The sequence below is a fragment of the Arthrobacter sp. Hiyo1 genome (genome assembly GCF_001263615.2).
Taxonomy (GTDB): Bacteria; Actinomycetota; Actinomycetes; order Actinomycetales; family Micrococcaceae; genus Arthrobacter.
Genome location: NZ_DF952475.1, coordinates 211,646 through 215,055 on the forward strand (window position 1 = coordinate 211,646; position 3,410 = coordinate 215,055).

The window sequence follows — 3,410 nt, forward strand, 5'->3', positions numbered from 1 at the left end:
GTGGGGTGACCGGCCGCCAGGGTTGACCGGGTCCGCGGTCGGCCGGAGTCGGCACGCGCAGTTCCTTCGCCAGTCGGGGGACTTTGGTGAACCGGCCGGTGTGGTAGGTCGAGGCTACGGCACCGGAGCGGGACCGGCACGGTGAGCCGGGCTGGACGTCACAGCGAGGGCACCGGTGCTGCTCGACTTCATCGGCGTCGGATGGGGCGGTGGATTCGAGGCTCCTCATCCCCAAATCCTCTCACAAACAATTCTCAGAAGCTGAGTGAAGCTTCTTTGAGTGAGAATGGGTTTTGAGAAGAAATCCGGCCTTCGCCCGCCCTACGGACCGTGTCGCCGTATGCTTTCTCAAAAACGGGCGTTTGCGGGAAGAGGTCCGCTTCGTCCTAGGGCCAGGGCCAAAAGGGGGGTCCCCATAGCCCAAATGGATCACTCCGCTGGAGACATTCGGGAATAGCCGCGGCCAATGCAAACTTGGCGTCTCACGACGCGTTCAGGAGCACCGGGCCGTCTTGAGTGAAGGCCCGGCCCCGGAAGAGACGCACGAGATCCCGGGCAAGGGTCGCGGTCACACCGGCGATGATGTCCGTCTTGGCGACTCTCATGGGGAAAGCCTAAACGTCGCACGGCCTTTACCGAACCGTCCAGGAAGGTTAGTCGGAGTCCGGCTTGCTTGCTTCTGGTTCTGCCCATTCGAGCGCGGCCACGAGATCGCTCTCGTTGGGAAGGGATCGCTGCTCGGCGGCTGGTAGCTTGTCGTAGGTGTAGGCTGCCACGGCCATGGGTGAGGTCGAGCGGCCAAGGCTGTACCGGACGCTGCGGTCGTTCTTGGTGCCGCAGATCAGGATGCCGATCGTTTCGTTGTGATGCTCACGGCGGAGGATGTCGTCGACAAGCGCGACGTAGAAGCTAAGTTTGCCGGCCATCTCGGGCTGAAATTTGCCAGTTTTAAGTTCGATCACCACGTACCTGTTTTGGTCCATATGAAAAAACAACATGTCGACAAAATAGTCGTCGCCGTCGACGTCGAAGTGGACTTGACGGCCAACGAAGGCGAACCCTGGCCCCAGGTCTCGAAGGGTTTCGGTGATCCGGCTGGTGAGGGCGTTTTCGAGGTCACGTTCGGCCACTTCGCCTGAGAGTCCGAGGAATTCGAAGTTGTAAGGGTCTTTAGCGATTTGCTGTGCCAGTTCGGAATCCGGTGCGGCGAGCTGGCTGGTGAAGTTCGACGGCGCCGCACCCGTTCGTTCCATCGAACGGTTCATCATCATGTTCAGCAGGACGTTCCGGGACCAGCCGTATTGGACGGCGGCGCCGGCGTACCAGTCGCGCTCCTCGGCCGTTCCTGACTTGTCCAAAATCGTCCGGATATGGCCCCACGGCAAATGTGCCACAAGCTGTGGCACATTTACTTCCTCGCCCCAGGCCCGCACCATCGCGGTCATGTATTGCAGGTTGCGCGCGGACAGCCCTTTCATATCCGGAAAAGCCAGACGCAGGTCCGCAGCGAGCTGAGTAATGACCCCACTCCCCCACCCATGCTGGTCCTGGCGGGCCAAGATGTCTTTTCCGAGTGACCAATACAGTTCAATGACCAGCGTATTGACGGTCCGCTGCGCTTGGACCCTGGCGCCACGGACGCGGCTCTTCAGCGACTCCAACAGCTCCGCATAGTCTGCCGGCAGGTCGATTTCTGAAGAAGTCATGGCTCCACCCTACCGATCTCAATTGCGCCACAGCCTGTGGCACAATTGAGAGTTCTATCTCGATTATCGGTTGGTTGGCCCCTCCGCCGCCCACCCCCGGCCCGGCCACGTCAGGTTCAACAGGTGCAGGCCTTGCAGCACCTGCGTGCACCCGCCATCCGCAGGCCTACTCCCGCGCGGCGTCATCGGAGTCGGTGACGCCCGGCGCGTACGAAGGTCGATTGCCCGAAGGGCTTCGGTTTTGCCCGCTCCCGGGGGCAGCTCCAGAGCACCCTCATAGTGGCAGGCCAGAAAAGTTGATCCATGTATGAAGCGAAGCTTCTGCCGCGGGCCTCCGCATGCTCCCTGACTAAGCCAAGGGATTTGCCGAGATTGGTCGTCTCCCACCAGACGTGACCCGGATCTTCGACGTCAAGTCGCTTAAGGTAGGCACGGGCTTCCAAGGACTCTGACGTCGCGCAGCTCTGCGGATTGTTGACCGGTCAAAAGCCAACTGTCCAGAGTGCTTTGGACAATTGCGCTGGATCCTGCGGTGTGCCCTTGGAATGGGGAAGAACGAACGCGTTTCCCCGGTGCGGCTGGGCATCACAGCCCTTGGACTCTGACCGCCCGGCCATCGCCGGCCGTCGAGTTAAAGGGGCTCTTAACGGATACAGTGTGGCCCGGGCACGGATCGTGACGCGAAAAACCACAGAACTTTGTCAACTCCTTGAGCAGCACAGGCTCGGACCTGGCGCCGGCAAGTCCCTCGCCTTCCCAGTCACTCACGACACCGAAGCGCAGTACCCACGGAATGGTCTAAGGGCTGAGTCCGTTCTTGCCTCTCTCGGAACCCACGGCTGTTCCCGGGCGGGACTTCCTGGCCTTGGCGGCGCCCTTGCCCATGGTCACTGCTGTGCTGGGGTGGGTGCCTTCGCTGCGGGCGGCGGCGAGGCGTCCGCGGATCTGGGTTTCATTCGCGCCGGTGTTGGCGAGCGATTCGGCGAATTTCTCGTGGTGTTCGACCGAGCCGTACCCGGCGGCAGAGCTGCTCTCCCCTTTCAGGTTCTGATCCGTCAGCCGGCTGCTGTCGTTGCCGGTGACACGGTTCTCGATTTCGCGGCCGACGCCCTCCATCCGGGTGAAGAGTTCCTTCTCGGCGCGTTCGTACCGCTGTTCCACAGTCATCCATTGGGAGCCTTGGAATCCGCCTTCGGCCAGGAGTCTGGCTTCGTGCATGTCCTTGGCGGCTTGCACGAACGCGGGATCCTCGAAGTGGGAGTTGCCGGCGCCGTTGACGTTCGCTCTGGTTTCCTTCCGCAGCTGGTCAAGGTCGGGTCCGTTGATGCCGTCCTTGCCGATGAGGAACATCCGTTCCTGCACGCCAGCATCTGCTGCTCCCAGTGCCTGGGGGGTCTTGGCGTTGTGTGCGGTCTGCAGTGCCTGGGCCAGTTCGGGGTTGGCCAGGTACTCGACAGGGACCTGGTGTCGTTCCATTTCCGGGGCCAGTGCCGCGGCCTGGGCGCGGAGTTCTTCGGCACGGGCCGCTGCGAGCAGGCCCATGGCCTTCTCGTGTTCGGCGGCCGCCTTCCGGGTCTCTTCCTGGCCGCGGGCCAGCTCGTTCTGCCGGGCCTTCTGGGTGGTGGTGGCCTGGATGCCTGATTCCAGGTAGGCGGCGTCCGGGCCGACGTCGCGGGTGTCGATCCCGTAGCGGGTGAGGACTTG

The 3,410-nt window shown here is 62.4% G+C and carries 4 protein-coding genes; all 4 read right to left on the reverse strand.

The window, feature by feature from the left end:
* Nucleotides 1–229: zinc finger domain-containing protein (locus tag AHiyo1_RS25750; protein ID WP_216363269.1), on the reverse strand; the 229-nt coding region annotated here is incomplete at its 3' end.
* Between the two features lie 253 nt (nt 230–482).
* Nucleotides 483–605, reverse strand: coding sequence for a hypothetical protein (locus AHiyo1_RS27755; protein WP_275937084.1), 123 nt, complete (start codon nt 603–605; stop codon nt 483–485).
* Nucleotides 606–653: 48 nt separating this feature from the next.
* Entirely contained in the window at nt 654–1,706 is a 1,053-nt protein-coding gene (locus AHiyo1_RS19985) for a PDDEXK nuclease domain-containing protein (protein WP_059389736.1), read from the reverse strand.
* 798 nt (nt 1,707–2,504) lie between these two features.
* Nucleotides 2,505–3,410: hypothetical protein (locus tag AHiyo1_RS27365; protein WP_059389737.1), on the reverse strand; the 906-nt coding region annotated here is incomplete at its 5' end.

Excerpts from the sequence above, each read along its gene's own strand:
- AHiyo1_RS27755 (WP_275937084.1), bottom strand. The coding sequence starts at position 605 with ATGAGAGTCGCCAAGACGGACATCATCGCCGGTGTGACCGCGACCCTT.
- AHiyo1_RS19985 (WP_059389736.1), bottom strand. The coding sequence starts at position 1,706 with ATGACTTCTTCAGAAATCGACCTGCCGGCAGACTATGCGGAGCTGTTG.